The 24,383-nt window shown below is 61.6% G+C and carries 18 protein-coding genes; 3 read left to right on the forward strand and 15 right to left on the reverse strand.

The genetic code is table 11. From position 1 onward, the window contains the following. The first annotated feature begins 9 nt into the window (after nucleotides 1-9). Nucleotides 10-1,851: a bifunctional O-antigen ligase/aminoglycoside phosphotransferase family protein gene (locus CRN80_RS05975; RefSeq protein ID WP_098949743.1), complete on the forward strand. Its 1,842-nt coding sequence runs from the start codon at nucleotides 10-12 to the stop codon at nucleotides 1,849-1,851. Nucleotides 1,852-1,974: 123 nt separating this feature from the next. Here the strand turns inward: CRN80_RS05975 and CRN80_RS05980 are convergent, their stop codons facing one another. From CRN80_RS05980 to CRN80_RS06010, 7 genes are all read right to left on the reverse strand, one after another. Continuing rightward, nucleotides 1,975-2,856, reverse strand: a complete 882-nt coding sequence (locus CRN80_RS05980) for a glycosyltransferase (protein WP_098949744.1) — start codon at nucleotides 2,854-2,856, stop codon at nucleotides 1,975-1,977. Continuing rightward, the gene (locus CRN80_RS05985; RefSeq protein WP_014716637.1) at nucleotides 2,853-4,001 is read right to left on the reverse strand and encodes a glycosyltransferase family 4 protein; all 1,149 of its coding nucleotides are present in this window, start codon (nucleotides 3,999-4,001) and stop codon (nucleotides 2,853-2,855) included. Before CRN80_RS05985 ends, CRN80_RS05980 begins: the two co-directional genes overlap by 4 nt. Before the next feature lie 85 nt (nucleotides 4,002-4,086). Next, nucleotides 4,087-5,493, reverse strand: coding sequence for a PIG-L family deacetylase (locus CRN80_RS05990; RefSeq protein WP_098949745.1), 1,407 nt, complete (start codon nucleotides 5,491-5,493; stop codon nucleotides 4,087-4,089). After that, complete coding sequence (locus CRN80_RS05995; RefSeq protein WP_032893887.1) at nucleotides 5,490-6,386, reverse strand: GNAT family N-acetyltransferase; 897 nt, start codon at nucleotides 6,384-6,386, stop codon at nucleotides 5,490-5,492. Before CRN80_RS05995 ends, CRN80_RS05990 begins: the two co-directional genes overlap by 4 nt. Beyond that, nucleotides 6,387-8,144, reverse strand: a complete 1,758-nt coding sequence (locus CRN80_RS06000; RefSeq protein ID WP_014716634.1) for a carbamoyltransferase — start codon at nucleotides 8,142-8,144, stop codon at nucleotides 6,387-6,389. Nucleotides 8,145-8,286: 142 nt separating this feature from the next. After that, nucleotides 8,287-8,643 (reverse strand): YceK/YidQ family lipoprotein, encoded by a 357-nt coding sequence (locus tag CRN80_RS06005; RefSeq protein WP_032893888.1) that lies wholly within the window; start codon nucleotides 8,641-8,643, stop codon nucleotides 8,287-8,289. Between the two features lie 56 nt (nucleotides 8,644-8,699). Then, nucleotides 8,700-9,026 carry a YceK/YidQ family lipoprotein gene (locus tag CRN80_RS06010; protein ID WP_098949746.1) on the reverse strand — a complete coding sequence of 109 codons (327 nt, stop codon included), beginning with the start codon at nucleotides 9,024-9,026 and terminating at the stop codon, nucleotides 8,700-8,702. 189 nt (nucleotides 9,027-9,215) lie between these two features. Here CRN80_RS06010 and CRN80_RS06015 point away from each other — a divergent pair, with 189 nt between their 5' ends. Next, nucleotides 9,216-11,303 carry a TonB-dependent receptor gene (locus tag CRN80_RS06015; protein WP_098949747.1) on the forward strand — a complete coding sequence of 696 codons (2,088 nt, stop codon included), beginning with the start codon at nucleotides 9,216-9,218 and terminating at the stop codon, nucleotides 11,301-11,303. Between the two features lie 98 nt (nucleotides 11,304-11,401). Here CRN80_RS06015 and CRN80_RS06020 read toward each other — a convergent pair whose 3' ends face one another. The 8 genes from CRN80_RS06020 to glnE are packed head-to-tail and all read right to left on the reverse strand — an operon-like array spanning nucleotide 11,402 to nucleotide 21,354. Next, entirely contained in the window at nucleotides 11,402-12,853 is a 1,452-nt protein-coding gene (locus CRN80_RS06020) for a lipopolysaccharide kinase InaA family protein (RefSeq protein ID WP_098949748.1), read from the reverse strand. Next, on the reverse strand, nucleotides 12,853-13,605 hold the full coding sequence (locus CRN80_RS06025; protein WP_098949749.1) for a lipopolysaccharide kinase InaA family protein: 753 nt from the start codon (nucleotides 13,603-13,605) through the stop codon (nucleotides 12,853-12,855). Before CRN80_RS06025 ends, CRN80_RS06020 begins: the two co-directional genes overlap by 1 nt. Beyond that, a complete protein-coding gene (locus CRN80_RS06030; protein WP_003187993.1) occupies nucleotides 13,602-14,336 on the reverse strand; it encodes a lipopolysaccharide kinase InaA family protein in 735 nt (244 codons plus the stop codon). Before CRN80_RS06030 ends, CRN80_RS06025 begins: the two co-directional genes overlap by 4 nt. Then, entirely contained in the window at nucleotides 14,336-15,142 is an 807-nt protein-coding gene (gene rfaP, locus CRN80_RS06035; RefSeq protein WP_014716628.1) for a lipopolysaccharide core heptose(I) kinase RfaP, read from the reverse strand. Before rfaP ends, CRN80_RS06030 begins: the two co-directional genes overlap by 1 nt. After that, nucleotides 15,139-16,263: a glycosyltransferase family 4 protein gene (locus CRN80_RS06040; protein ID WP_098949750.1), complete on the reverse strand. Its 1,125-nt coding sequence runs from the start codon at nucleotides 16,261-16,263 to the stop codon at nucleotides 15,139-15,141. Before CRN80_RS06040 ends, rfaP begins: the two co-directional genes overlap by 4 nt. Next, nucleotides 16,263-17,324, reverse strand: a complete 1,062-nt coding sequence (waaC, locus tag CRN80_RS06045; RefSeq protein WP_032893895.1) for a lipopolysaccharide heptosyltransferase I — start codon at nucleotides 17,322-17,324, stop codon at nucleotides 16,263-16,265. The genes CRN80_RS06040 and waaC overlap by 1 nt, the downstream gene beginning before the upstream one ends. Before the next feature lies 1 nt (nucleotide 17,325). After that, nucleotides 17,326-18,360: a lipopolysaccharide heptosyltransferase II gene (waaF, locus tag CRN80_RS06050; protein ID WP_032893896.1), complete on the reverse strand. Its 1,035-nt coding sequence runs from the start codon at nucleotides 18,358-18,360 to the stop codon at nucleotides 17,326-17,328. A 54-nt stretch (nucleotides 18,361-18,414) separates the two neighbouring features. Next, nucleotides 18,415-21,354 (reverse strand): bifunctional [glutamate--ammonia ligase]-adenylyl-L-tyrosine phosphorylase/[glutamate--ammonia-ligase] adenylyltransferase, encoded by a 2,940-nt coding sequence (gene glnE, locus CRN80_RS06055; RefSeq protein ID WP_098949751.1) that lies wholly within the window; start codon nucleotides 21,352-21,354, stop codon nucleotides 18,415-18,417. Nucleotides 21,355-21,737: 383 nt separating this feature from the next. Here glnE and aceE point away from each other — a divergent pair, with 383 nt between their 5' ends. Beyond that, nucleotides 21,738-24,383, forward strand: coding sequence for a pyruvate dehydrogenase (acetyl-transferring), homodimeric type (gene aceE / locus CRN80_RS06060; protein WP_003187985.1), 2,646 nt, complete (start codon nucleotides 21,738-21,740; stop codon nucleotides 24,381-24,383).

The following is a 24,383-nucleotide window of genomic DNA, read 5'->3' on the forward strand; positions in this document are numbered from 1 at the left end:
CTTTACTGTATGCACTCCAAGCGCCTTACCTATGGCTCAAATCGCGTTTTCGACTTCCTGGTCCTATGGATTTTGCCTGTTGGCTTGCTGCTGCTCCTGAGTGCACTGTTCTTTGTCGGCAATCGCAATGTACTGCACCGCATTGTCTACATCCTGTTCAGCGTACCAACCTTGTTTCTGTTGTGCATGCGCCCTCGGGAGTTCAAGGACCTGCTGCGCGAGCCCCTGGCGATCGCGTTCCTGGCGTTCTCCGCCTGGGCGTTGACCAGCCTGCTCTGGAGCCCTGAACCCAGTTCCGATACCGACCTGTTCAAGCGGCCGTTGAATACCTTCATGCTGTTTGGTGGCTGCGGGCTGTTGCTGCATTACCGCAATGAGTTGTTCAAACCGATCTTCTTCAGCGCTGCGGTGATTGCGCTGGTGGTCAGCCTGGGTAACCTGGTGGCGTTCGCGAAGGGCTATCAACCTGGCATGCGCATGATCGGCGGGCTGGGCGCCCTCGACAACCCGCTGCTCAGCTCGCACCTGTTCGGTTTTTTCACGGTGTACTGGCTGTACGTCTGCATGACCACCCAGCGTCTCAACGTGCTGTGGTTCAGCGTACCGGCCCTGGCAATCATGACCGCTGCGGTGCTGGCGACCGGCTCACGCACGCCGCTGGTGGCGCTGACGCTGGCCATACTTTGGATGAGCTTTATCAGCCGTAACCGACGCTCAATGCTACTGCTCGCCGGCAGCGCCTTGGGCATCGTCGGGCTGATCCTGTTCTATCCTGAATCAATCATTATGCGTGGCAGCTCGTTCCGCCTGGAACTGTGGAGCATGTCTTTGCAGCTTATCGCCGAGCATCCGTGGATCGGCCATAGTTACGACTCCGAGTTGTTCCTGACCTTGGCAGACGGCTATCAACTGCGCGAACCTCACAGCTTCGCCCTCGGCGTGCTCTATTACGTCGGCATCATCGGTTTCATTCCATGGGCCTTCATGCTCGGCTGGGGCTTGTATAAAGGCCTGCAGCAACGCGCCCAGCCGCTGTTCATCCTGGCTTCGTCACTGCTGGCCTATGGCATCGGTGCCGGCCTGACCGAAGGCGGCGGCATCTTGTCACGGCCCAAGGAGCATTGGTTCCTGCTGTGGATCCCCCTGGCAATTATCACCGGCCTGAGCCTCGCCCAGCGCCATCGCAGCCTGCTGCGCATGCCGGTGCAGAACCTCAAGCCCGCGGCGCTTGAACAGCTGTGCAGCAACGCCCATGTGATTGAAGCCGATGGCCTGGGGCCCAAAGTCCTGCGCCTGGAGGACGGCAGCTTCCTCAAGCTGTTCCGCCCACGCCGCTGGTACACCTCCGGCAGCTTCAACCCGTACTCCGAGCGCTTTGCCAGCAACAGCGAGCAATTGCGCACCCTGGGCATTCCTACGCCGCACATTCTCGGGCTCTACCGCCTGAGCGACGCCAGCAGCGCAGTGCGCTACACGCCATTGCCCGGCCTGACGTTGCGCCAAGCGTTGCAAAGCCTGGACAGCAGCCTGCGTGAATCATTGGTGGAGCGCTTTGGCCGGTTCATGGCGCAACTGCACGAGCGCGGCGTGTACTTCCGTTCGCTGCACCTGGGTAACGTGTTGTTGATGGACGATGGTGAATTCGCCCTGATCGACGTGGCTGACTTGCGCATCTACCCGTCTTCACTGCGCCACGCCCTGCGCCAGCGTAACCTGCGCCACATGCAGCGTTATCCCCAGGACCGCAACTGGCTGTTCGAAACGCACTTCGAACAACTGGTCAAGGGTTACGCCTCGGTGGCAAGCCCAGCCGCCACCGCGAAAATCCGCGAACAGGTCCAAAGCCTGTAAACACCCTCTGTAGGAGCGAGCTTGCTCGCGAAAAACTCACCGGCACCGCGTTTATTCAGGAATCACGCGTTATCGTTGAGGTTCTTCGCGAGCAAGCTCGCTCCTACAGGGTGTGGTGGCGATTCAGTTTTTGAGCGGTGCCAGATACAACCGCACCAGCCCACGCAAGGTCTTGCGCCCCCAGAACTTCAACGGGATCTGCTTGAGAATCTCCCGCGCCAACGGGCGGTCGCGGTCAGCGGTCTTGAGGAACATCGAGTTCAGGAAGTTGTAGCGAACCGCGTCATAGGCCGGGTGCTCGCTGAACTTGGCGTAGGTCTTGAGGATGTTCTGGATCATGTAGCGGTGGTTCTTGTACGTGTTGCTGGCGTGCTGGCGATACTGGGCCATCACCACGTCAAGGGCGTCGATAGTGTAGCCCGCAGCGGTAATCTTCAGCTGGATCAGCAGGTCTTCAAGGGGAATCTGCGGATCGAAACCGCCGACCTCCTCCAGCACTTCCCGACGAATCAGCATGGTCGGCGCCGGCGGGAACGGCTTGCGGTCCAGGAACAGGTCGTCGAAGTCCAGACGGCGAAACGGCACGTCGCGACGCTGTTTCTTCTCCGGGTGCAGGTTGCCGTCCCCGTCGATCAGCTCGATATTGCCGGCACACATGCCCACCTTCGGCTTGCCGTCCATATACGCCACCTGGGTGGCGAGACGGTCCGGCAACATGATGTCATCCGAGCCGAACGGTGCGATCAGGCTGCCCTTGGCGCGAGCAATCGCACCGTTCAAGGTGGCGCTGAGCCCTTGGTTCTGCTGCACCTGGAAATCAAAGCCGTGCTCGGCCTGCAAACGCCGGATGCGTTCGACGCTGTCATCCTTGGAGCCGTCGTCGACCACCAGCAGCTCGATATTGGGGTAGGTCTGCCCCAACACGCTGAGAATGCTTTGCTCGATGTACTGGCCATGGTTGTAGGAGGCGATGATCACCGAGACCAGGGGTTGTGGCTGATTCATGCTCTACCTACTTCACGCAAACCGGTTTCAATCAGGGTCAGGTACTTGTGCTTGAACTCGTCGAGGGTGTGGTTGGCCTCCAGATAGCGGAACACCTCTTCACCCTTGGCACGTAATTGTTCATCGCTCAGCGCCAGGTAAGTGTCCAGGGCTGCAGCCAGTTGTTCGACGTTGCCCGGGTCGTGGGACAAGCCGCCCGCGCCCTGCACCAGCGGCAGCATCGCCGGGCCGTTGGAGGCAATCACCGGCAGATGGCCGCTCATGCCTTCCAGCAGGGCCAGGCCCAGGCCTTCGAACAGCGATGGCATGGTCCAGATATCGAAGCCGCGCACGTACTTCATGCCGTCTTCGCGAAAGCCCAGCAAGTGCGCACGGCCGGTCAGGCCCAGGCGCTCGATGTCGGCGCGCAGGTCGGCTTCGGCACGGCCGGAACCAATGATGCCCACCTGCGCCTCAGGGTATTTGTCCTTGAGCGTGGCGAAGGCTTGCAGCAGATGGGTATGGCCTTTGATCGGCACAAGGCGCCCCAGTGCGCCGATCATCCGTGCATCCATGGGCAGGCCCAGGGCCTTGCGCGCGTCCTCGCGGGACAGTTGCAAAGCCTCTGCCTGGGGAATGTCGATCGCGTTGGTGACGTAGGTAGTGTTCTCACGGGTGAAGCCGCAATTGAGATCTACCAGGTAGTCCTTGACCGCTTCGGACACACCGACAAAGCGCCACGCCGGGCTGACCCAGCGCTGGGTCTGACGTCGACGGTAACCACGGGCGTACTCGCCAAAGCCGTGGGAGATGCCGATGCACAGCGGGATCTTCAACCAGCGGTTGAGCGACAGCATCATGTTCACCGACTTGAAGCGGTTACAGATGACCACGTCGAACTTCTGCTCGCGGCAGTACTTGTAGATCTGCCACATGGCGCCAAAGCGAATGCCCTTGAGGGACTTCTCCGGCAGCTCGAAATAATGCGAGTGCTCGGCCACGCTCAGGGGCTGGCCGGGCAGCGGGCGCCCGCTGAGAAATCCGGAGGTCACCTCAAAGCGCTCAGCCGGCAGGGATTTGACGATTTGCTCACCCAAGTCCGCGAAGTCATGGGTCTTGACGTTGTAGTCCGGCTGTAACTGCAAAACCTTGAAACGAGGCTTCATAACTCTCCATGCAGCGATCTGGCTACGGGCACGCAGCCCGGTAAAAAGGGCGACAGGCGCATACCGGCCTGCCTTCAATCGGCTCTCAGTCCTGCTTCAGGACCCACAACAGCTCGTGACGGCGCACGGCCTTGCGAAAGAATTCGTTCTCGCCATAGGGCGACGGCCTACGGCCCGCCAGCAGTTGCTGCAACCACCTACGCACTCGACGCTTGAACGGCGCTGGCGGCTGCAGGTCGTGCATCATGCCCAGGGCCATGGCCTTGTCCTGCTGCTGGCTCAAGGCGAGGGCGAAACTGCACGGCACCAGCTCCACAGCGCTATCGAAACGCGGCGGCAACGCCACGCCAGCGCCGGAATCGCCCATGGGCCAACGGTCGTTATCATGCAGGTGATTGGCGTAGCCGAGCAATGTGTCGGGCTGCCACGCCAGCCCCTGCAAGGCTTCCAGCACTGCCGCGTGGGCGCAGATATGGTCGGCGTGGGGGTCCAGCAACGGCGTGGGCAAGACGATGACCTGGGGCCGCGCCTTGAGCAGCAGCGCCCGCAGGTCGGCGATCAGGTTGTGCCAGGTCGGCGCGCCATCAGCATCGCCAGGCAGGGCAAAACCATTGAACTGGCGAAACAGCCGCGTATCGGCCAAATCCGCTTCGCGGGAGGCTTGCGGCTGATCCGGCGCGGCTTGCATGGCTTGCAACTGCATGCAGAAGTAGCCCAACTGTACGCATTGCGCCTCGGGTACGCCCGCCCAGCGCGGCACGGCGACGCTGTCCCAGGCGCGCAAACGGCCCTTTAGGCGCGCAGCTTCAGCCTTGGGCAGGCCCATATGCTGATAATGCTCGGCCTCGATTTCACCGGCCGTCAGCGTGACGATCCAACTTTCAGTCGCCTGGCTGTAAAGGCTGAACGCAGCCAGTTCGGCATCGTCGGCATGGGGCGCGATCACCATCACACGTTGCTGGCGATAGTCCGGCTGGCGAAAGCGCCACAGCGTCGGCTGGCCCTTGATCCGGCAAAAACGCCCGCGCAATTGGAGCTTGCCCGCGGCCAAGGCTTCGGCGGCGCCGGTCAGGTTCAGATAACGCCGCCCAGCGACGCCGCGCTCGAAGGCTTGGCGGTCCGGGCTTGCCAGGCCCAACAGGTCCACCGCAGGGTCGAAGAAACGCCCCAGCCAGGTACTTTTCAACTCAACGCCGACGATCAGCGTTTCATCCGCCGCCAGCGGCGCATCCAGCAGCAGCAGGCCCGCCTCCAGACGCAAGCCGGGCTGTTCGCTGCCGGCCGGGAACGCGTACTCATAGCTGTCTTTGGGCGAGTAAAACAGGTGATCGGCAAACCAGGCCTCATGGGCGGCCCACAGCAGCACCGCAAGGATCAGCGGCAACCACCAGGCCACCAGTACGCCGGTCGCGACCAGCACCAGCACGCCGATCAACAGCGCAATACGCTTGTTACGCCGATGACGCTTGAGCAATTGCTGTTTACGGCTCATACACTGAACACCGGCACCGGGTTGCACCAGCGCTCTTTGTATTCGCGGTCGGAACGCCCGAAGGAGAAGCGCAGCGACTTGTTCGCCGCCCGCGCCTGTTCCCAGGCACTTTGGGTATTGAGAAAACTCAGCACGCTGCCGGGGCTGAACGCACGGGTTTCAGGGTCGACGCCGCCGTTGACATACTCGGCGCTGAACCACTCGTTGGACTGCACCTGATACACCAATTGCACCGCAATCGGCGCGTCGTTCAGAAACAGCACCGAGCCGAACAAAAACTCCTTGAGCAACTCCAGCACCTCGGCCAGGCGCGCCGCGCCCGCCGCCGGGAAGCCCCAACGGCGCTGGAACAGATCGCAATAAATCGCCGCCAGTTCTACGCTCGAGAACTCACTGACCGCCCGTACCACGCCGCCCGCCTCTTCCAACAGGCGCAGTTCACGCCGCTGGTTGTAGCGAAACTTCTTCGACAGGTCTTCAGGAGTACGCGCCATGGCCAACTGCTCGGCCTGGGGCTTGAGGGTGCTCACGCGCCCCTCGTTCAGCGCCGAGAGGTAGCGCGCACGATGCCGCAACGGCACCTGCGCATCGGCGGCAATCGGCAGGATGATCTCGGCGTTGCCCAGGTCAAACAGGCCTTTCTTGCCGCTGCGCTTGAGTACGTCCTTGGACAGCGCCAGGTCGCGGCCCCAGGTGGCGATTGCCCCCTTGAGCTCACCACCTTGCTCCCAGCCCAGGTAACGCACGGGTATCTGCGCCAGGCCGGCCAGCCGTTCGATCACCTGGGGATGGGTCGCCACGCTGCCGCCGTAACGCTGCCAGGCCTGGGCGTAAACCTCGGCCTCGACAGGCGCCCAGCCACGTTCACGCCAGCCCTGGAAGCGGTTCAGCATTTAAACCACGGCGTCATAAGGGTCTACGCCGTCTTTGACCACGAGGATGTCTTCCATGATCAGGTACTGCAGGTCCGAACCGAAGAACATGTTCAGCGCGTCGGTCGGCGAGCAGATCATCGCTTCGCCACGACGGTTGAGCGAGGTGTTCAGGGACACGCCGTTGCCGGTCAGCACTTCCAGCTCTTTCATCATGTCGTAGTAGCGCGGGTTGTATTCGCGCTTGAGCACCTGGGCGCGGGAAGTACCGTCTTCGTGCACCACTTCCGGTACGCGGGTCTTCCACTCTTCGGCAACTTCAAAGGTGAAGGTCATGAACGGCGCTGGGTGATCGACCTTGATCATCTGCGGGGCCACGGTGTCCAGCATCGACGGGCAGAAAGGCCTCCAGCGCTCGCGGAACTTGATCTGGTGGTTGATGCGATCTGCAACGCCGGTCGCACTTGGGCAACCAATGATCGAACGACCGCCCAACGCACGCGGGCCAAACTCCATGCGGCCCTGGAACCAGGCCACCGGGTTGCCGTCGACCATGATCTTGGCAATGCGCTTAGGCATGTTCTCGATCTTGCGCCAGTTCGGCTTGCTCTCGTGCTTGGCGCACGCGGCAATCACGTCTTCGTTGCTGTAGGACGGGCCGAGGTAAACGTGCTCCATCTTCTCGACCGGTACGCCACGGGCGTGGGACACATAGGCAGCCGCGCCAACAGCGGTACCGGCATCGCCGGAGGCCGGTTGCACGAACAGCTCTTTGACGTCGTCACGGGCAATGATTTTCTGGTTCAGCTTGACGTTCAGCGCACAGCCGCCGGCGAAGGCCAGCTTGCCGGTGTCCTTGAGGATGTCGCCCAGGTAATGGTCGATCATCTGCAAGGCCAGTTTTTCGAACAGCGCCTGCATGCTGGCCGCGTAGTGGATGTACGGCTCGTCGGCGATGTCGCCTTCGCGCTTGGGGCCCAGCCACTCGATCAGTTTTGGCGAGAAGTAGAAACCTTTGCCCTTCTCTTTGTAGCGGCGCAGGCCGATGACGTTGGCGTAGTCGGTGTTGATCACCAACTCGCCGTTCTCAAAGGAGGCCAGGCGCGAGAAGTCATATTTGCTGGCATCGCCGTACGGCGCCATGCCCATGACCTTGAACTCACCGTCGAGCATCTCGAAACCGAGGAACTCGGTGATAGCACCGTACAGGCCGCCGAGGGAGTCCGGATCGTAGAATTCTTTGATCTTGTGGATCTTGCCGTTTTCGCCGTAGCCGAAGAAGGTGGTGGCGTACTCGCCCTTGCCGTCAATGCCCAGAATCGCGGTTTTTTCCTGGAAGCCCGAGCAGTGGTAGGCACTGGAGGCGTGAGCCAGGTGGTGTTCAACCGGTTCGATCTTGATTTTCTTCGGATCGAAGCCCAGTTGTTCCAGGCACCAGACGATCTTGTTGCGATAGCGCTTGTAGCGACGGTTGCCCATCAGGATCGCGTCGAGGGCGCGGTCCGGGGCGTACCAGTAACGCTTGGCGTAGTGCCAGCGCGCCTCGCCGAACAGGCTGATCGGGGCGAACGGGATCGCCACCACGTCAACGTCCGAAGGCTTGATGCCGGCCTGCTCCAGGCAGAACTTCGCCGACTCGTAGGGCATGCGGTTCTTTGCATGTTTGTCGCGTACGAAGCGCTCTTCTTCGGCGGCCGCAATCAGCTTGCCGTCGATATACAGGGCTGCGGAAGGATCATGGCTAAGGGCGCCGGACAGGCCAAGAATCGTCAATGCCACTGGGGTCTAGCCTCTTTTAGTCTGCATGCAGGCGCATCGCGCCTGAAAAAAGTGTGCTTCCCGCACGGGCGGGAAACAGCTAAAGGGCGGGATTATAGCTTAAAAGCAGTGGGAAGCTGTTAGCGGCAAGCGCCGAGAGGGGCTAGCGGAAGATCTCGATGCTGCCGTCCTTGTTCTGGCGGTAGATCGTATAAGGCAGCATCAGGGTGTCCATGACACCAGAGGCGACAAATTCAATTGCGATGATCGGGAAGGCATTGCCTTGGCGATCCAGCAGGCTTTGGTCCTTCAGGCTTTTGTCCGGTGCAGGCTCGCCATTGAGGGTACAAAAGCCGTAAATCACCCCACTGTAGATACGCGGCACGTTTTCGCAGTGGCTGCGTGACTCCTTGAGGTTCTGGCTGGCCACGGCATCCGGACGAAAGACGGTATTGATCGTTCCGCAGCCGGAGGCCAATAACAAGGTTGAAACCAGCAGGATTTTGAAACCACGACTCACGGACAACTCCTTTCGCCCAGTAGATGAGCTGGGCAGGTGCTTTTATACCCATAGGCTTATGAACGGCCCGGACGCCAATAGATGCTGATATTACCGTCGGCCGATTGTCGATAAATCGTATAGGGCAAAACCACCGTATCGGCAACCGCGGACACCGCAATATCTACGAGCACTAAGGGTATGAGGAACCCGGTGGGGTCCGGGGCCGCGTGCAGCATGCAGAAATCAAAGGCCACGCCGCTGTAAGCGCGGGGAATGGATTGGCAATAGGTTTTTGCGAGCCTGAGCTCACGCGCCGTGTCGCCCTCTTTGCGCATGACGCTATTAACAGTTCCACAGCCGCTTAATAACAGCACAGCGACACTTACACCCAGTGCAGCCATTATTTTTCTTGTCATATCCTAGCCTCGCAAACGATCAGCCACGCTAGCACCGAGAGATTGGCTCATTCACCCGAGAGACGCCGCTGCATTGCGTAGGAAAAATCCGAAATGGTAAAACCTGCCTGACTGTTTAAACTTGCGCACTTTTTGCGCGCCTTCGCTATGCGTGCCCAAGACTCTGGCTGCCTTATGAAAAAAATGCACGCTCGTTTTTCCCTCTTGCTGCCTGGCCTGCTGGCCTTGAGCAGCACCGTGCAGGGCGATGATTCGCCACTGACCCTCGCCCCCACCGTCGTCAGCGGTTCGCGCAGCGCTAGCCCAACGTTTGATTTACCCTATTCCGTGGATGGCATCAGCCGCGAGCAGATCAGTGACGGCCAACTGGGCATTAACGCCTCCGAAGCCCTGTCCCGCGTACCCGGCCTGGTGGTGCAGAACCGCCAGAACTACGCGCAGGACCTGCAGATTTCTTCCCGCGGCTTCGGCGCCCGTTCGGCATTTGGCGTGCGCGGCATCAAGCTGATCGCCGACGGCATCCCCGCCAGTACCCCGGACGGCCAGGGCCAGGCCGCCACCTTCAACCTCGACACCGCCGAGCGCATCGAAGTGCTGCGCGGTCCGGCGGCGACGCTGTATGGCAGCAACGCCGGCGGCGTGATCCAGATGTTCTCCCGCGACGGCGAAGGCCCGCCGCGTATCGGCGCCGAAACCCTGGTGGGCAGCGACGGGCTGAACAAGAACCACCTGAGCGCCGAGGGTGCGGCGAACGGCGCCGGGTTTGTGCTCGACGCCTCGCGCATGGACACCAACGGCTACCGCGACCACAGCAGCGCGCGCCGCGACCAGACCTTCGCCAAGCTCAATTTCCAGCCCGATGACGACAGCAAGCTGGCCTTGATCTACAGCAGCCTGGAGCAGAACGGTACGCAAGATCCACTGGGGCAGACCTGGGCAGCGTACAAGGCCGACCCGCGTTCGGTAAGCGCCAATGCGCTGAACTACAACACGCGCAAAAGTATCGATCATCAGCAATTGGGGATGAATTACGAGCGGTACTTCGGTGGCGCGACCTTGCAGGTCAATGCCTATACCGGGCGCCGTAGTGTGATTCAGTACCTGTCGATCCCCAAGGGCACGCCCGCCAACGAACGCGGCGGTGGCGTGGTGCAATTTGACCGTAAGTTCTACGGCGGCAGCGTACGCTGGATGCAGCCCATCGAAAGCGCGCCTGGCGAGCTGATGATCATTACCGGCCTGGACTTCGATCAAAGCGAAGACAGCCGCCATGGTTATCAGAACTACAGCGGCAACACCCTCGGCGTGAAAGGCCAACTACGCCGCGACGAAATCGACACGGCTCGCAGCCTCGACCCGTATATCCAAGCCAACTGGGCCCTCGACCGCTGGACCCTGCAAGCCGGCGTGCGCCACAGCACGATGCAGATGGACGTTGAAGATCAGTTCCTCAGCAATGGCGACGCCAGCGGCAACAAGACCTACCAGAAGAACACGCCATCGATGAGCGTGATGTATGCGTTCACCCCCGACCTGCATGGCTACATCAGCGCAGGCAAAGGCTTTGAAACCCCGACCCAGGCCGAGCTGGCCTATGCACCGGGCAACGCCGAGGGCTTCAACTTCGGCTTGAAGCCGTCTGAAAGTACGCAATATGAAATGGGTGTGAAAGCGCAACTGAACAACACACGGATCAACGCCGCCGTTTTCCAGATCACCACCGAGGACGAACTGGTGGTGCAGCAATCCATCGGTGGCCGTACCAGCTACCAGAACGCCGGTCGCACATTGCGCCGCGGCTTCGAACTAGGTGTTGAAAGCCAACTGAGCGACCACTGGAGCACCAGCCTCGCCTACACCCGCCTGCACGCCACCTACGACAGCGATTTTGCCAGCGGCGCCAACACCATCGACAAAGGCAACTACCTCCCCGGCGTGCCACAAACCACCCTGTTCGCCGAACTGAACTGGAAACCACGGGACTGGGTCAGCACGGCCATCGAAGGCCTGTACCGCAGCAAGGTCTACGTGGAAGACACCAACCAGCAACACGCCGCACCGGCCTACAGCGTCTTCAACTGGCGCGCACGGTTTGAGCAGAAGGTCGAGCACTGGACCTTTCACCAGACCTTGCGCCTGGATAACCTGCTGGACCGTCAGTACGTAGGGTCGGTAATTGTGGGCGACGGCAATGGCCGCTATTACGAAGCCGCGCCGGGGCGCTCGTGGTATGCGGGGGCTGGGGCGCAGTACCAGTTCTGAATGCAGCGCCTGGACGGGCGCCATCGCGGGCAAGCCCGCTCCCACATTTTGACTGCGTTCACAGATCAAGTGTGGGAGCGGGCTTGCCCGCGATAGGTTTAACTGCCGACATCCGCCTCTTTGGGCAAGCGCTGGTCAATCACCTGGTACAGCGCACTGCCCTGCGGCCAGTTACGCATAAATCGCGCACGGTCTTTGGCATACGCAGGGGCGAAGCTGGACAGCGAGGCGTGCTGGCACATGGCATCCAGGTCAATCATCGCCCAGCGCCCGTCGTTCCAGAACAGGTTATGGCCTTTGAAATCCCCATGGCTGATGCGCTCGCGGATCAAGTCGGCAAACAACTGGTCCAGCGCCTGCAATTCGCTCTCGGGCGCATCGCCGCTTTCCACATACGGCGCAAAGCGCTCGATGATGTCCGGCCCCGGCAGGTACTCGGTGACCAAGTAGGCACGGCTGCGCAACCACAGGAACCGTTTCTCCAGCACCGCCAACGGCTTGGGTGTGGCAAAACCCAGGAAAGCTAGGCGGTTGCCTTCGCGCCAGGAGTGCCAGGCGCGGCTTGGGCGCCAGAAGCGTTTGAGCCAGTGGGTAAAGCCCTTGATGTTGTAGCGCTTGATCACCAGCGGTCGGCCGGCCACGTCGACCTTGGCCACGCTCGCCGCGCCACCGGTCTTATACAGGTGACCCTGGTCGAGCAACGCATCGGCTTGCTCCAGCACCGGCACCATGGCGGCTTCTTCTTCGCGGCGGATCGCACGCAGGCCAAAAGCGCCGCGCACCACACTGAACAGCGTGCACTCGCGGCCGGTCTTGTCCAGGTAGTCTCTCAAGCGCCAGGCGCTGACTTTATGCACCTGCTTTTCCAGGGCTTGCATTGGCAAGGCGTGTTCGCCGTTGGCCAGCAGGTAATACACCAGCAACTCTTCGGTAAACGGCTCAAGGTTCTTCGGCAGTTGGGCGAAGAACACCCCGAGGTTCTCCAGCACGCGATTGCGCGACAGCGGCTTGCCCGCCTCTTCGACACGAATGCCGGCGCCATCGATCAAGTACAGCTTGCCGTCTTTGCGCAGCAGGTTGTCCAGGTGCAGGTCTTCTTGCCACAGGCCCTTGGCATGCATCTGGGCAATCGCGCCCAGCGCTTCGGCGAGCACGGCGGTTTGTTCGTCCGCCAATGGCGGCAGGTTTTCGACGGCGAGCCAAGCGCCGGACAGGCTTTGGGCCCCCTCGATAAATTCAAACAGCAGCCAACCGCCCTCGCCGTCCTGCAAGCCATCGGCCAACAGCAACGGCGTGGTCAGGCCTTGCTCAGCCAACAGGCGTACACCTGTGAGCTCACGCTGAAAATGCCGCGCCGCCTTGCTGCCCACCAACAACTTGGCCAACACCGGGCGACCACGCCACACGGCGGCGCCCACATAGCGCTGCCCCGGCAACACCCGCAAAAGGCTCAGCAATTGCAATTGCCCAGGGCCGGCGGCATCCGCCAGGTCGAGGGTCAGCGGCAGGCTGGGGGTACGCCCAGCCGTTTTCAGCTCGGATAAGCGCATCAGCGGTTCTCCTTGTGGCTGCGGCGTGCGGTCAGGCGCTGGTGCCAAGTGGCGACCAAGGCGCTGTCCTCGGGCTGCTCAAGGTACGCCGCCAGCAGTTGGCGCACCTGCGCATCCGACCATTGCGGCGCGCGGCGCAGCAGCGGTTCCAGGTCCTTGACCCGGTCACGCCAGCCAAACAGCAGCGGGCGGGTTTTCTCCAGGTCGATCAACTGCGCGGCATACCCCACACCGGCAGGCTGCAGGAAAATATGCTTGGGGTAAAAACAGCCATGCACCTGCCCGACGCTGTGCAGATGACGCGCCAGCTTGCCGCACGCCAACAGGATCGCACTGTGCTGGGCTGCGCTCAATTGCGACCACTGCTCCAGCAACGAGTCCAGGTCATTCCAGCCATCCAGCGCACGGGTGAGCAGCATCGCCCGGCGCTCGCCCTTGACCTTGCGCTCACCGAAGAACGCCGCTTGCAGGGCCGGGATGCCGAGCTTTCGATACAGGCTGATGTTGCGAAACTCGCGGGCAAAACTCGGCTCGCCAAACGGGCGGTGCAAGGTGCGCGTGAGGTAGTTGCTCTGACGCTTGAGGTAGTAACCCTGCCCCTCAAGCTCCAGGCGATACACGCTGCTCCAACCGTCGCCGCTGGTGTTCGGCTCGTCCACCGCATCCAGTTGCTTGGCCCACAGGGCGTCGAAGGTCGCCAGGCCGTTGCGCTCAAGCAGAGCGCGGTCTTCGGCCGCCAGGAAGTCACTCATTCGCGTCCCTCGAAAAACTTCACCACATGGCGAATTCGCTGTTTGTCCGACGCGGTCAGGTGCGCGCGCTGGCGATATTGCAGGTAGAAGCGCAGGCGCTGGGTGGCCGACAAGTGATACTTGGCGACTTTGTCCAGGCAGGCCAGGTCTTTGGTGATGCGGTACTTGAGCCAGAAACCGCGCCAGAAATCACCGTTGGGGCAGTCGATCAGGTACAGCGTGCGCTGGTCGTCCACCAGCAGGTTGCGCCACTTCAAGTCGTTATGGGTGAAGCGGTGATCGTGCATGGTGCGCGTGTATTCGGCGAGCTGGCGGCTGATGCCATCGACCCACCGGGGGTCTTTGAGGCGCTCATCGTGACGCTCGGCCAGCACCGACAGATCTTCGGTCTTGGGCAATTCGCGGGTGATCATCGCGCCACGGTTATAGGCCAGGCCCTTGCGGTCCAGGCCCCAGGCCACCACATCGGCAGTGGGGATGCCCCACTTGGCGAAGCGCTTGAGGTTCTGCCATTCGGATTTCACCCGTGGCCGGCCCAGGTAACGACGCAGGCCCTTGCCGGCGCCTACGTAGCGCTTGACGTAATAATTGACCCCGCCACGTTCCACCCGGATCACTTCCGACAACGGGTCGCGGGTCAGCCGCTCGCCTTGCAGGGCGAACACCGCGTCCAGGCTTCCAAAGTCATCCGCCAGGGCGGCGTAGGCAGGTTCCAGGTTCCAACCCGCCATCAGATCGCATCCCCGTATCGTTGTTTACGCGCATACAGCTTTGCTGCCATGCGTTCCAGCGCAGACAGCAGCGCGGTTTGCTCCGCCAGGATCTGGCGCAGCGGCTGCTGGAAATACGCCTTGAGAAAACGCAGCTTGTCACGCTGGGTCAAGCCGATCTCCAACGCGGAGTAATACAGGCCGGCCAAGTCTTTGTTGCGCCAGCGCACGGGGATCGTCGCACGCACCTGGGCGCGGTGCAGGTCGATCACCGACAGCTTGAGATTGTCGACGCTGATGGGCCGGTCGGTGTGCAGCAGAAAATGGCACAGGTAGCAGTCACGGTGGTTGACGCCGCCGCGGTGCATCGCGCCCACGGTACGCGCCAGCTCAAGGGTCAAGGCATGCTTGATGGCCGGCACGGGCGGTTGCTTGACCCAGTCCAGGGTCAGGTCTTCCAGGCTGATGATGGGGGTCAGTTCCTGGGTGATGATGAACGAGTGCTGGTCGGCCGGGTTGCTGCCTTTTTCACCGAACGCCACGGCGGTCATGGTCGGTACGCCAAGCGCCTGCAAGCGCTGGATCGCCACCCACTCCTGGCCCGCGCCCAATACCGGCAATTTGGCAGTGACCAGGTTCTTGAGGATTTCGCCCCAGCCAATCCCACGGTGGATCTTCACAAAATAAGGCTGGCCCTCGACCACCGTACGCAACGTACGGCGAGCGGCCAGCTCGCGGAACACCTGGCCTTCCAGCTTCTCGACCTCGGCGAACGCATCGCGCCCGGCCCAGAGGGTCTTGAAGGGTTCGGCTAGAATCAACTTCATCGGTTTGGCTCCGCCAGAATCAGGTCCGCAGCGTACTGCGGCATGCTAAAGAGGTCGGCCGTTTCTGCGAAGGCCAGACCATTGCGACTCCAGGTCGCACGCGCTTGTGGGTCGTCGAGCATATCGACCAGATACTGGTTGAGCTGGGTTTGCTCGAACGGCTCGTCCAACACCCGGCCGCTCTGGGCCTTGTCGATGTAGAACGCATAGCCGCACACCTGGCTCACCAGTACCGGGAGGCCGGCGACCACCGCTTCGACCAGCACCATGCCGGCCGCCTCGTTGTACGCGGGGTGAATCAACAGGTCGGCCCCCAGCAGGAAGCGCGGAATATCATTGCGGCCCTTGAAGAACTGCACCTGGTCGCCCAGGCCCAGCGCCGCGCTCTGCAATTGGAATACTTTGGGGTCGTCCTGGCCGATTACAAATAGCCGGGTGCGTTTCTTCAGGCGCGAAGGCAGTGCGGTCAGCGCCTTGAGGCTGCGGTCGACGCCCTTGGTCTTGAACCCCGAACCGATCTGCACCAACAGCAAATCATCTTCAGCCAAGCGAAATTCAGCGCGGAACTCGGCGCGGATCTCGGCGGCGTTCGGCGGCGCTCGGCGGTCGCGGGCGATCCCCGGTGGCAACAGGTGAAAACGCTCGGCCTGGGTGCCGTAATACTGGGTGAACAACTGCTGCTGATGCTCGGACAACACCATGATCTGCGTCTTGGCGTTCTTATCGAACACGGCGCGCTCGTATTCGGCAAAGTGCTTGTAGCGCCCGAACCAGCGGTACATCGGGTTGCGCAGGGTCTGGGCCTTGTCCTCGAACACGCCGTCGGCGGCAAAGTACAGGTCCAGCCCCGGCATCTTGTTGAACCCCACCACACGGTCCACCGGGCGCTTGGCCAGGTCGGCCTGAATCCAGGCGTAGAGCTTTTCGTTGCGGCGGTGGTTGACCAAGGCCTTGACCGGCGCTACCAGCACCTCAAAGCCTGGCGGGATGTCGCCTTCCCAGATCAGGGTGTACACCCGAATGCTGTGGCCGCGCTGCTGGCACTCCAGGGCGATGCGCATGAAGTCGCGCTGCAGGCCACCGAAAGGGAAGTACTTGTACAGAACAAAAGCCAGTTGCATCAGTGCTGCTCCTCGGCCAGTAACAACGTGCTCAGCCGGCTTGCGACACGCTCAGGGTTCAAGCGCGTGAAGCACAGGGGCGACTCGCGCGCGATGTCGAACCGCCGCAGGTCGTCGGCAGTGGGTTGATAAGTGCACTGTTTTTGCAGGCAAGGCGCACATGGCCAGTCGCTGGCCAAGTGAATCTGGCCCTTGCCGTAGGCGCCGGTGAGGCCTGGGTTGGTGGGGCCGAACAGGGAAATGGTCGGCACGTCCAATGCCGCCGCCAAGTGGCCGAGGCCAGTGTCGACGGCCACGCAGGCACGGGCGCTTGCCAATATGCGGGCCACGCCCGCCAGGTTGAGCTTGGGCAACACTTCGGCGTTGGGCAGGCCCAGGGCCAGGCGTTCGGCCCGCGCCTTTTCGGCGGCGTTGCCCCACGGCAGCTTTACATCCACGCCCAGACGGCCCATGCGTTCGGCCAGCTCGCGCCAATAGGCTTCGGGCCAGTGCTTGGTGTCCCAGGTGGTGCCGTGCAGCAGCAATACAAACGGCTTTTTTGGCGGCAGGCCGAGCAGTTTTTCAACGCTCAGGCCGTAGTCACCCAGGCGTTGGGGCAGGTCGTAGCCCAGCGCCACGGCGAACAGCTGGCGCAAGCGCTCCACCGCATGCTGCCCACGGGCCACAGCCAGGCGCCGGGAGTAAAAGCGCGCAGCCAGAGGTTCTCGCGCAGAATCTTTATCGAAGCCGGCGATGGGCGCCCGCACATAACGGGTCAGCCAGGCACTTTTAAGCAAGCCCTGGGCGTCGATCACCAGGTCATATTTGGTCGACTGCACCGCCTGCTTGAAGCGCCGCCATTCACCGCTCTTGACGGTTTGCCAGAGGTTCTTGCGCCAGCGGCGAATCGCCACCGGGATGACCTTGTCCACCGCCGGGTGCCAGGTGGGGATTTCGGCAAAGCCTTCTTCCACCACCCAATCGAACCGAATGCCGGGAATCGCCCGCGCTGCGTCGGTGAGGGCCGGCAAGGCATGGATCACGTCGCCCAGGGATGAGGTCTTGATTACCAGAACCCGCAACTCAATGAACCTCGACCACGTCGCCCTGCAAACGCTGCAAGGCATCGGTGACCGGCTGGGGCAGCAACTGGCGCAGGCAGTTGTAGTGGCCGAAACGGCAGGTACGCTCAAAGCACGGGCTGCAATCCAGACCCAGGCGCACCACTTCGACCTTGTCGGCCAACGGCGGAGTGAAGCCTGGAGATGTGGAGCCGTACACGGCCACCAGCGGACGGTTCAGCGCCGCCGCCACATGCATCAGGCCGGAGTCGTTGGACACCACCGAGTCGGCGCACGACAACAGGTCGATGGCCTCGGCCAGGGACGTGTCACCACTGAGATTCACCGCCTCTTCACGCAGGCCGGGAATCAGGCGCTGGCGGATGTCTTCACCCACCGAATGATCGTTCTTGGAACCGAACAGCCACACCTGCCAGCCTTCGCGGATCTTCGTCTCGGCAACTTTGGCGTAATGCTCCGACGGCCAGCGCTTGGACTCGCCAAACTCGGCGCCAGGGCACAGAGCCAATACGGGCCGATCCAGGGTCAGGCCAAACTTGGCCAACGCCGCGTCGCGGGTCACCGGGTCGATCTGCAAGCTGGGGCGCGGGTACGGCTTGGGCAGTTCAGCGCCCGGCTCGTAGGCCAACGCCATAAAGCGTTCGATCATCAACGGGTAGCGGGCTTTATCCAGGGTGCGTACGTCATTGAGCAGCACATAGCGAAACTCGCCGCGCCAGCCGGTGCGCTTGGGGATACCGGCAAAATACGGCACCAGCGCCGACTTCAGCGAGTTAGGCAGCAGGATCGCCTGGTCGTACTGGCCGGCCATGGATTTGCCGATGCGTCGGCGGGTCGCCAGCTCCAGGGCGCCGTGGCCGAGCGGGAAGCTCAAGGCCTTGCGCACCTCTGGCATACGCTCAAGGATCGGCCGGCTCCACTCAGGGGCGAGCACGTCGATCTGGCAGTCTGGATAGCGCAGGCGCAGGCACTGAAACAGTGTCTGTGCCATCACCATGTCACCGACCCAACTGGGCCCAACGATCAGAATATTCATGTAGTTTCCACAAACGATGCGGGGAGGCTTATGCCTCCCCGCCCTAATAGTGTTTCAGCTCAAGCCCAGCGCTTGCCAGATTCGCATCACCTGTCGCCGCTCGTCGGCGAACTGGTCCCCGGCGACCGTGCCGGCCTCGTTCTGCAAAGCCTGGCGGTGCGCGGCGGAGCGGTAGGCCTTGTACACCTCACGCAGCAAATGGGCATCGGCGGCGGGCATCAGCCCGACCTGCTCCAGGCCCTCCAGAATGCGGATATTGTCGGTGTAGCGCAGCAACGATGGATGTTGCGCAGACCACGCCAAAGCCGCGTATTGCACCATAAATTCAATATCGACGATACCTCCGGCGTCCTGCTTGAGGTCGAACAGCGCCGTGGCCTCGAAGGCATTGGCGCCCCTACCGGCCGTCGTGGCCTTGGTGCCAAGGTTGTCACGCATCTTGGCACGCATCTCACTGACCTCCTGGCGCAGCGTCTCCAAGTCCCGCTCACGCCCCAACACGTTAGCCCGTACCTGCTCGAACGCCTGGCCCACATCCTGGCTGCCCACCAGCACCCGTGCGCGGATCAGGGCCTGATGTTCCCAGGTCCAGGCTTCATTTTGTTGATAGCGGTCAAACGCCCCCAGGGAACTCACCAGCAAGCCGGAGGCGCCGGAAGGTCGCAGGCGCATGTCCACTTCATACAGCTGGCCAGAGTTGGTCTGGGTGGTCATCAGGTGAATGATGCGCTGGCCCAGGCGTGTAAAGAATTGCGCGCCATCGATCGGTTTGGCACCGTCCGTCTCGGCCTGGGGGTCGCCGTCATGGATAAACACCAGGTCCAGGTCCGAACCATGCCCCAGTTCGATGCCGCCGACTTTCCCATAACCGACAATGATGAAGCCAGGATCGCACAGGGTGCCGTCCAGTCGCTGCGGCGAGCCGTGACGGGCGACCGTCTGGCGCCAGGCCAGGGCCAGCACTTGTTCAAGAATGGCTTCGGCCAGCCAGGTGAGGTAGTCACTGACCTTCATCAACGGCAGGCTGCCGGCGATTTCCGAAGCGGCCACCCGCAAGCGGTGCGCCAGTTTGAAATGACGCAAGGCTTCCATCTGTTGCTCAAGGTCATCTTCGGGAATGCGCGTGAGGCGCTCGCGCAACTCCGCGGCCAGTTCCGGCGCCAGCGGCGGCTTGAACAAGCGGCCTTCGTTGAGCAATTCATCCAGCAACAGCGGGAAACGGGTGATCTGCTCGGCGATCCACGGGCTGGCTGCGCACAGGGTCAGCAGGCGACGCAGGGCGTCGGGGTTCTCGGTCAGCAGCACCAGGTAGGCCGAACGCCGGGCGACGGCTTCCACCAGCGGCAACACGCGCTCCAGCACCAGGTCCGGGTTGGCATGTTCAACGGCCTGGGCCAACAGGCGCGGAATAAACGCATCCAGGCGCTCGCGCCCCAGGCGCTGCATGGCGCGCAACTGCGGGCTGGCGCGCAGGCTGGCCAAGGCCTTGAGGGCCTTGGGGGCATCGGTGAAACCGCCTTCACTCAATTGGCGACACGCGGCGTCGTCATCCTGGGATTCCTCCCACAGCGGCAACCATTCACCACCGACCACCAATTCGCTTTCTTCGCCCTCTTCTTCATCAGGGTCGGCAATCACTTGGCGAAAGTGCCAGTCCACGCGGCCACGCCAGTACATCAGGCGCTCGTGGAACGCGGCCCAGTCACTGAAGCCCAGCATAAAGGCAATGCGCGCCTGGTCTTCAGGGCTGTCCGGCAGCATTTGCGTCTGGCGGTCGGCAATCGCCTGGATCGCATGTTCGGTGTAACGCAAAAACTCGTAACCGCTGCGCAGCTCGCTGATCACCGCCGCGGGCAAATAACCCTGACCTTCCAGGGTGCCCAGAACGTTCAACAGCGGGCGTTGCTGCAGACTGAGGTCACGGCCACCATGGATCAGTTGGAATGCCTGGGCGATAAATTCCACCTCACGAATGCCGCCCGCGCCCAGCTTGATATTGTCGGCCATGCCCTTGCGCCGCACTTCCTGCTGGATCAGCTGCTTCATGGTGCGCAGCGCTTCGATGGCCGAAAAGTCCAGATAACGGCGATAGACAAACGGGCGCAGCATGTCGAGCAGTTGCGCGCCCGCCACCTGGTCGCCGGCCACCACCCGCGCCTTGATCATGGCGTAGCGTTCCCAGTCCCGTCCCTGGTCCTGGTAGTACTGCTCCAGCGCGTTGAAGCTGAGCACCAGCGCGCCGGCCGAACCGTAGGGACGCAGGCGCATGTCGACGCGAAAGACAAAACCGTCGACGGTCATCGGGTCCAGCGCTTTGATCAGTTTTTGCCCAAGGCGAATAAAGAACTCCTGATTATCCAGGGCGCGCTTCACGCCTACCGTTTCGCCGCCTTCGGGGTAGGCAAAGATCAGGTCGATATCCGACGACAGGTTCAGCTCCACCGCACCGAGCTTGCCCATGCCGAGGATGACCATGTGCTGCGCCTCGCCACTGCGTGCGCCGGTCGGCGTGCCGAATTGGGCGCAGTGGCGCTGGTACAGCCATTGATAGGCCTGGTCGATGCAGGCGTCGGCCATGTCGGACAGGTCGCGACAGGTTTGCACCAGGTCGGCCTGGCGTGTGAGGTCGCGCCAGATGATGCGCACCTGCTGGCGCGTGCGCTGGCGGCGCAGCACGCGGCCCAGCTCGTCTTCTGTTTCGGCCTGTTGCACGGCACCGGCTATCTGGCTGCACAGCTCGCCGGGCGCAAACCCGCGGTCCAGCTCGCCCCAGGCCGCCAGCTCAAGCAACATCAAAGGGTCACGAACACTCTGTTCAATGACGAAATCACTGGCGGCGCACACGCGGGCAAAGTCGGCGCACCGTTGCGGCGTCCACGCAGAAAGGCCATGATCGTCATCCAGCGCGGCCACCGCGTCACGAAATGACTGCTCGGCCCGGTTGGCGTAAGGCAACAGAATGGCCGGCAGTTCGGCCAGCGTTGGAAGGCTCATGGTCTATCCTTGATCGGCGTGTAAATGGCGTGTAGTTGTGAAGGCAAGAGCCATGCTCGGTGAAGGACTGTCGAACAAAGGTTAGAAATAGCTGAAATTAAATTAATCTTGGCAGGCAACATCAAAGTTTCACCTTTTCTTGTTCGCAATAGACCAACAATAACGATTATGCTCACCAGCAAGACCGAGCCATACGCTCAGTCTTGTGTAGTTTTACTACTCGTATATACATTCGAAAGGCTGAAATGGCCGACGATTTGTAGTAAAACTACAGGACGCCGAAGCAACCTTCGGCCATCCAAGAATTTATGTCGTCTGCCCACAAGGCCAGTCGCAAACTTCAGGCAACCGATTCTGGTAGCCTTTCCGCCCTGGAGCAAGCCATGCAAGACCTCGATCCCGTCGAAACCCAGGAATGGCTGGACGCCCTGGAATCGGTTCTCGACAAAGAAGGCGAAGACCGTGCTCACTACCTGATGACCCGTATGGGCGAACTCGCGACCCGCAGCGGCTCGCAACTGCCTTACGCCATCACTACGCCATACCGCAACACCATCCCCGTTACCCACGAAGCACGCATGCCTGGCGACCTGTTCATGGAACGCCGCATTCGCTCGCTGGTACGTTGGAACGCCATGGCGATGGTAATGCGCACGAACTTGAAAGATTCGGACCTGGGCGGTCACATCTCCAGCTTCGCTTCCAGCGCAACCCTGTATGACATCGGCTTCAACTACTTCTTCCAGGCCCCGACCGACGAACACGGCGGCGACCTGATCTACTTCCAGGGCCACACCTCGCCAGGCGTCTACGCCCGTGCGTTCATGGAAGGTCGCATCAGCGAAGAACAAATGAACAACTTCCGCCAGGAAGTCGACGGTCAGGGCCTGTCGTCCTACCCGCACCCTTGGCTGATGCCTGATTTCTGGCAGTTCCCGACCGTTTCCATGGGTCTGGGCCCGATCCAGGCGATCTACCAGGCACGCTTCATGAAGTATCTGGAAGCCCGTGGCTTCATCCCTGAAGGCAAGCAGAAAGTCTGGTGTTTCCTGGGCGACGGCGAGTGCGACGAGCCGGAATCCCTGGGCGCCATCTCCCTGGCCGGCCGCGAAAAGCTCGACAACCTGATCTTCGTCATCAACTGCAACCTGCAGCGCCTCGACGGCCCGGTTCGCGGCAACGGCAAGATCATCCAGGAACTCGAAGGCGTGTTCCGCGGTGCTCAGTGGAACGTGACCAAAGTCATCTGGGGCCGCTTCTGGGACCCACTGCTGGCCAAGGACGTCGACGGTATCCTGCAACGTCGCATGGACGAAGTCATCGACGGCGAGTACCAGAACTACAAAGCCAAAGACGGCGCGTTCGTTCGTGAACACTTCTTCAACACGCCTGAACTCAAGGCGATGGTTGCCGACCTGTCCGACGACGAAATCTGGAAGCTCAACCGTGGCGGCCACGACCCGTACAAGGTCTACGCGGCGTACCACGAAGCGGTCAACCACAAAGAACAACCGACCGTCATCCTGGCCAAGACCATCAAGGGTTATGGTACCGGTGCCGGCGAAGCGAAGAACACCGCGCACAACACCAAGAAAGTCGATGTCGACAGCCTGAAGTTGTTCCGCGACCGCTTCGACATTCCGGTCAAGGACGAAGAGCTGGAGAACCTGCCGTTCTTCAAGCCAGAGCCAAACAGCGCCGAAGCCCGCTACCTGAGCGAGCGTCGCAGTGCACTGGGCGGTTTCGTGCCACAGCGCCGTGCCAACAGCTTCAGCGTACCGACGCCAGACCTGAGCACCCTCAAGGCTATCCTTGACGGCTCGGGCGACCGTGAAATTTCCACCACCATGGCCTTCGTGCGTATTCTGGCGCAGCTGGTCAAGGACAAGGACATCGGCCCGCGCATCGTTCCGATCATCCCGGACGAAGCCCGTACCTTCGGTATGGAAGGCATGTTCCGTCAGTTGGGCATCTACTCCTCCGTCGGCCAGCTCTACGAGCCAGTCGATAAAGACCAGGTGATGTTCTACAAGGAAGACAAGAAGGGCCAGATCCTCGAAGAAGGCATCAACGAAGCGGGCGCCATGAGCTCCTTCATCGCTGCCGGTACTTCGTACTCCAGCCACAACCAGCCAATGCTGCCGTTCTACATCTTCTACTCGATGTTCGGCTTCCAGCGTATCGGCGACCTGGCCTGGGCCGCTGGCGACAGCCGCACCCGTGGTTTCCTGATCGGCGGTACCGCCGGCCGTACCACGCTGAACGGCGAAGGCCTGCAACACGAAGACGGTCACAGCCACATCCTGGCTGCCACCATCCCGAACTGCCGCACCTTTGATCCAACCTACGGCTATGAGCTGGCGGTGATCATCCAGGACGGCATGAAGAAGATGACCGAAGAGCAGCAGGACGTTTTCTACTACATCACCGTGATGAACGAGTCCTACCAGCAGCCAGCCATGCCGGCCGGTGTGGAAGAAGGCATCATCAAGGGCATGTACCTGCTCGAAGAAGACACCAAGGAAGCGGCGCACCACGTACAGCTGATGGGCTCCGGCACCATCCTGCGCGAAGTGCGTGAAGCGGCGAAGATCCTGCGTGACGAGTTCAACGTCGGTGCCGACGTGTGGAGCGTGACCAGCTTCAACGAACTGCGCCGTGACGGCCTGGCCGTGGAGCGCAGCAACCGCCTGCACCCTGGCCAGAAGCCAGCCAAGAGCTACGTCGAAGAGTGCCTGGCCGGCCGTAAGGGTCCAGTCATTGCCTCTACCGACTACATGAAACTGTTTGCTGAACAAATTCGCCAGTGGGTCCCGTCCAAGGAATTCAAAGTCCTGGGCACCGATGGTTTCGGCCGCAGTGACAGCCGCAAGAAGCTGCGTCACTTCTTCGAAGTCGACCGTCACTTCGTGGTGTTGGCAGCCCTGGAAGCCTTGGCTGACCGTGGTGAGATCGAACCTAAGGTGGTGGCTGACGCTATCGTCAAGTTCGGGATCAACCCGGAAAAACGCAACCCACTGGACTGCTGA

This window comes from Pseudomonas sp. FDAARGOS_380, from assembly GCF_002591235.1.
In the GTDB taxonomy this organism is placed as follows: domain Bacteria; phylum Pseudomonadota; class Gammaproteobacteria; order Pseudomonadales; family Pseudomonadaceae; genus Aquipseudomonas; species Aquipseudomonas salmasensis.

Coding starts and splice junctions, on each gene's coding strand:
- CRN80_RS05975 (WP_098949743.1), top strand. CDS start 10: ATGCACTCCAAGCGCCTTACCTATGGCTCAAATCGCGTTTTCGACTTC.
- CRN80_RS05980 (WP_098949744.1), bottom strand. CDS start 2,856: ATGAATCAGCCACAACCCCTGGTCTCGGTGATCATCGCCTCCTACAAC.
- CRN80_RS05985 (WP_014716637.1), bottom strand. CDS start 4,001: ATGAAGCCTCGTTTCAAGGTTTTGCAGTTACAGCCGGACTACAACGTC.
- CRN80_RS05990 (WP_098949745.1), bottom strand. CDS start 5,493: ATGAGCCGTAAACAGCAATTGCTCAAGCGTCATCGGCGTAACAAGCGT.
- CRN80_RS05995 (WP_032893887.1), bottom strand. CDS start 6,386: ATGCTGAACCGCTTCCAGGGCTGGCGTGAACGTGGCTGGGCGCCTGTC.
- CRN80_RS06010 (WP_098949746.1), bottom strand. CDS start 9,026: ATGGCTGCACTGGGTGTAAGTGTCGCTGTGCTGTTATTAAGCGGCTGT.
- CRN80_RS06015 (WP_098949747.1), top strand. CDS start 9,216: ATGAAAAAAATGCACGCTCGTTTTTCCCTCTTGCTGCCTGGCCTGCTG.
- CRN80_RS06020 (WP_098949748.1), bottom strand. CDS start 12,853: ATGCGCTTATCCGAGCTGAAAACGGCTGGGCGTACCCCCAGCCTGCCG.
- CRN80_RS06025 (WP_098949749.1), bottom strand. CDS start 13,605: ATGAGTGACTTCCTGGCGGCCGAAGACCGCGCTCTGCTTGAGCGCAAC.
- CRN80_RS06030 (WP_003187993.1), bottom strand. CDS start 14,336: ATGGCGGGTTGGAACCTGGAACCTGCCTACGCCGCCCTGGCGGATGAC.
- rfaP (WP_014716628.1), bottom strand. CDS start 15,142: ATGAAGTTGATTCTAGCCGAACCCTTCAAGACCCTCTGGGCCGGGCGC.
- CRN80_RS06040 (WP_098949750.1), bottom strand. CDS start 16,263: ATGCAACTGGCTTTTGTTCTGTACAAGTACTTCCCTTTCGGTGGCCTG.
- waaF (WP_032893896.1), bottom strand. CDS start 18,360: ATGAATATTCTGATCGTTGGGCCCAGTTGGGTCGGTGACATGGTGATG.
- glnE (WP_098949751.1), bottom strand. CDS start 21,354: ATGAGCCTTCCAACGCTGGCCGAACTGCCGGCCATTCTGTTGCCTTAC.
- aceE (WP_003187985.1), top strand. CDS start 21,738: ATGCAAGACCTCGATCCCGTCGAAACCCAGGAATGGCTGGACGCCCTG.